The organism is Mesorhizobium sp. M4B.F.Ca.ET.017.02.2.1, from assembly GCF_003998955.1.
GTDB lineage: Bacteria > Pseudomonadota > Alphaproteobacteria > Rhizobiales > Rhizobiaceae > Mesorhizobium > Mesorhizobium abyssinicae.
Genome location: NZ_RZOF01000501.1, coordinates 1 through 3218, shown reverse-complemented (window position 1 = coordinate 3218; position 3218 = coordinate 1). Strand labels below are relative to the sequence as shown.

The following is a 3218-nucleotide window of genomic DNA, read 5'->3' as shown; positions in this document are numbered from 1 at the left end:
CAGGATGACCGCGCCGACGGCCGACAGTACCAGGATGGAGGCGAACGAGCCGGCGAACATCACCGGTGCGAAGGATTCGCGTGTGAAGATGACGATCTGCGGCCCGAGAATGGCGGTGACGATGCCGCCCGCCAGCACGAAAGAGATGGCGCGCGCCTTGAATTCGGGCGGCGCGTTGTCGGCGGCAGCGAAGCGGAACTGCTGGACGAAAGCGCCGCCCACCCCGATCACCAGCAGGCCGAAGGCGAACAGCCAGAAACTCGGGTTGAACAGCGCCAGCGTCGCGACAAGCCCGCCGAGCGCGGTGACGACGGTGCCGGTCATGAAGCCGCCGCGCTGGCCGAGCTGGCGGATGATGGCGGCGGCCGGCAGCGCGCCCAGCGCCACGCCGATGTTGAAGCCGGTGACCGGCGCCGTCGCCAGCGATTTGTCGGGCCCAAGCAGGTATTGTCCCGCAAGCGCGCCAAGCGAGATGGCGATGGGTGCGGCCGAGCCGATGATCGCCTGCGCGGCGGCAAGCAGCAGCGCCGTGCGGCGCGCTTCCTTACCGGCCTCGGCAACGACGGCCGCGGCCGTCACGAAGCGTCCTTGCCGCGGCCTTCGCCGCGCACCCGGCGCGACACGCGGTCGAGCACGGCGTTGGTGAGCTTCGGTTCGTCTTCCTCGTAGAAGGCCTTGGCGATGTCGACATATTCCGAGACGATCACCGCCACCGGAACGTCGTCGCGCTTCATCAGCTCGTAGACGCCGGCGCGCAGGATGGCGCGCAGCGTCGAATCCAGCCGCGACAGCGGCCAGTCGTCGGTCAGCGCCTGGCGGATGACCGGATCGATGGTCTTCTGGTTCTCGACGACACCGGTGAGGATGGCGCGGAACCATTGCGCATCGGCCTCGCGATAGAGCGCGCCGTCGACTTCCTTGCCGAGCCGGAACGCTTCGTACTCGGCCGTGATCTCGATCACGCCACTGCCGGCAACGTCCATCTGGTAGAGCGCCTGCACGGCGGCGAGCCGGGCGGCGCCGCGCTTGTTGGCGTGGCGGGCCGTGGGCTGGCCGGGCGACGCGGGCTCGCTCACGATCGCGCTCCCAGCTGCTGTTTGAGGGCGATCATGGTCAGAGCCGCGCGCGCGGCAAAGCCGCCCTTGTCGCCTTCCGAACGTCTGGCGCGCGTCCAGGCCTGGGCGTCGTTCTCGGTGGTCAGGATGCCATTGCCGATGCAGACCGCTTCCTGCACGGAGAGGTCCATCAGCGCGCGGCTCGATTCATTGGCGACGATGTCGAAATGGTAGGTGTCGCCGCGCACGATGGTGCCCAGCGCCACGAAACCGTCATAGGCGGTGCCGCCTTCGGCGGCGCCGTCGAGCGCGAAGGTGATCACTGCCGGGATTTCCAGCGAGCCGGGGACGGTGACGACGTCATAGGTAGCGCCTGCCTCGTCCAGCGCACTCGTTGCGCCTTCGAGCAGCGCGTCGGCAAGGTCGTCATGGAAGCGCGCCTCGACGATGAGAAGGTGCGCCTTGTCCTTCGGACGGATGAACGCTTTGCCGTGTTGGGATATGCCAGCCATAGATGTCTCCGGGGGTCGCCGGTGACTTAGGCCGAAGCGGCAGCATTCGCAAGCTTTGTCCGATGCTCAGGCCCGGTCTAATTTGCCGGGGTGGCTCAAAGCCCTTCTTTCGCCGCCTCCGCCAGGCGCGCGGCGTAGCGAGCCATGGTGTCGATCTCGAGGTTCACGCGGTCGCCGACCTGGCGTTCGCCCCAGGTGGTGACGGTCAGCGAATGGTGGATCAGCAGCACGTCGAAGCGGGTGCCCTCGACCTTGTTGACGGTGAGCGAAGTGCCGTCGAGCGCGACCGAGCCCTTTGGCGCGATGAATTTCGCGAGCTCGCGCGGCGCTTCGAGCGTGAAGCGCACGGCGTCGCCCTCGTCCTTGCGCTCGACAATCTCGGCCGTGCCGTCGACATGACCGGACACGATGTGGCCGCCGAGCTCGTCGCCGATCTTCAGCGCCCGTTCCAGATTGATCCTAGTGCCGGACTTCCAGCCCATCGCTGTGGTCAGCCTGAGCGCCTCTTCCCAGGCCTCGACCTCGAACCAGCGGGCGTTGGAGCCGCCTTCCGGCAACGCCGTCACCGTCAGGCAGACGCCGGCGCAGGAGATCGAGGCGCCGATGGCGATGCCTTCCGGGTCATAGGCGGTGTCGATGCGCAGTCCGACCCCTTCCCTGAGCGGCGTCACGGCAGCGACGGTGCCGACATCGGTAACAATTCCCGTGAACATCAGATGTCTCTGTCTTTCAGGTTGACCAAACCGGTTCCCATTTCTTGGGTCATGGTCTTACCCACTCGGCGTAGCTGTCCTCGCCGAAGCGCATCTCGCGCAACTTGCGGAAACCTGCCGGGATATGGTCGGCGTCGATGGGCGATGCAATGCCTTCTTCGCCGATCGCGTCCGGCCCGCCGAACAGCACGATGCGATCGACCAGGTCTTCGTCGAGGAAAGCCTTGGCCACCCTGGCGCCCCCCTCGACCAGGACGCTCGCCATGCCGAGCGCCGCCAGATCCTCGAGCAGCTCAGGCAAGGCCACCTCACCTCCATACGTTTCCGTTCCGATGAAGTGCACGCCCGCGCGCTCAAGCGTGGCCCGCCGCTGCGGATCGGCCTCGAGGCAGGCGGCGAGGTAGAGCGGCACGCGGTCGACGCCGGAGACCAGCTTGGAGGTGTCCGGCAGTCGGATCTGGCGGTCGAGCACGATGCGCGCCGGCGAGCGGTTCTCCAGGCCGGGCAGCCGTACGGTCAGCGCCGGATCGTCCTCAAGCGCGGTGCCGATGCCGATCAGGATGCCGTCGGCTTCGGCGCGCATCAGATAGACTTCGCGGCGCGCGATATCGCCGGTGATCGCGACCTGCCCCTCGCCCTCGACGCCGATCTTTCCGTCGCTGGAAAGCGCAAGTTTCAGAATAATTTCCGGCCGTTTCCTGAGTGATCGAATCATGTAACCGGCCATCTGCTCCAAAGCCTCGTCGGCGAGCACTCTTTCGACAACCTCGATGCCCGCGGAACGCAGGATGGCGTAGCCTTGGCCGGAAACGCGCGGATCGGGGTCGCTGGCCGCGCCGACGACACGCGCAATGCCGGCATTGACCAGCGCGTTGGCGCAAGGCGGCGTGCGGCCGTGGTGGGCGCATGGCTCCAGCGTCACATAGGCGGTGGCGCCG

Annotated in this window: 5 protein-coding genes; all 5 read right to left on the bottom strand. The window is 67.1% G+C overall.

Going from position 1 to position 3218, the window contains the following annotated elements; genetic code table 11:
* A partial coding sequence (locus EN738_RS32760; RefSeq protein WP_127287178.1) for an MFS transporter occupies positions 1 to 579 on the bottom strand: 579 nt, incomplete at its 3' end.
* Positions 576 to 1076 (bottom strand): transcription antitermination factor NusB, encoded by a 501-nt coding sequence (nusB, locus tag EN738_RS32755; RefSeq protein WP_127287177.1) that lies wholly within the window; start codon positions 1074 to 1076, stop codon positions 576 to 578. The genes nusB and EN738_RS32760, both read right to left, overlap by 4 nt.
* The gene (ribH, locus tag EN738_RS32750) at positions 1073 to 1567 is read right to left on the bottom strand and encodes a 6,7-dimethyl-8-ribityllumazine synthase (RefSeq protein WP_127287176.1); all 495 of its coding nucleotides are present in this window, start codon (positions 1565 to 1567) and stop codon (positions 1073 to 1075) included. The genes nusB and ribH overlap by 4 nt, the downstream gene beginning before the upstream one ends.
* Before the next feature lie 95 nt (positions 1568 to 1662).
* Positions 1663 to 2280, bottom strand: a complete 618-nt coding sequence (locus EN738_RS32745; RefSeq protein WP_127287175.1) for a riboflavin synthase — start codon at positions 2278 to 2280, stop codon at positions 1663 to 1665.
* Positions 2281 to 2329: 49 nt separating this feature from the next.
* The coding region (ribD, locus tag EN738_RS32740) for a bifunctional diaminohydroxyphosphoribosylaminopyrimidine deaminase/5-amino-6-(5-phosphoribosylamino)uracil reductase RibD (RefSeq protein ID WP_127287174.1) at positions 2330 to 3218 on the bottom strand (889 nt) is incomplete at its 5' end.